General features: G+C 50.7%; 1 protein-coding gene. It reads left to right on the top strand.

Annotation, left to right across the window (positions count from 1 at the left end; translation table 11 throughout):
* Positions 1–56: 56 nt before the first annotated feature.
* A partial coding sequence (locus LK536_RS58740) for a YbhB/YbcL family Raf kinase inhibitor-like protein (RefSeq protein ID WP_506092327.1) occupies positions 57–272 on the top strand: 216 nt, incomplete at its 3' end.

Here is a 272-nt window from a genome sequence, read left to right as displayed (position 1 = left end):
GAATTCACGTGGTTATGATGGTATAGAATAAATCGCATGGAGGTGGAATTCTGATTGTGACGAGTACAGGAATCCTCGGCGGAACGATCCCGGACCAATATGGAGGGCGCGGGACCCAGTTTACTGAAAACGGGATTCCAACGTATTCCCTGCCATTTCAAATTGAGGAGGCTCCAGAGGGGACCGTTTCTTTTGCGGTCCTCCTGAAAGACAAAGACTCCTATCCGGTTACGGGTGGATTTGTATGGGTTCACTGGCTGGCCGCGAACATC

The sequence above is a fragment of the Clostridium pacaense genome (assembly GCF_020709765.2).
Taxonomy (GTDB): Bacteria; Bacillota; Clostridia; order Lachnospirales; family Lachnospiraceae; genus Enterocloster; species Enterocloster hominis.
This window is presented reverse-complemented; position numbering and strand designations above follow the sequence as displayed.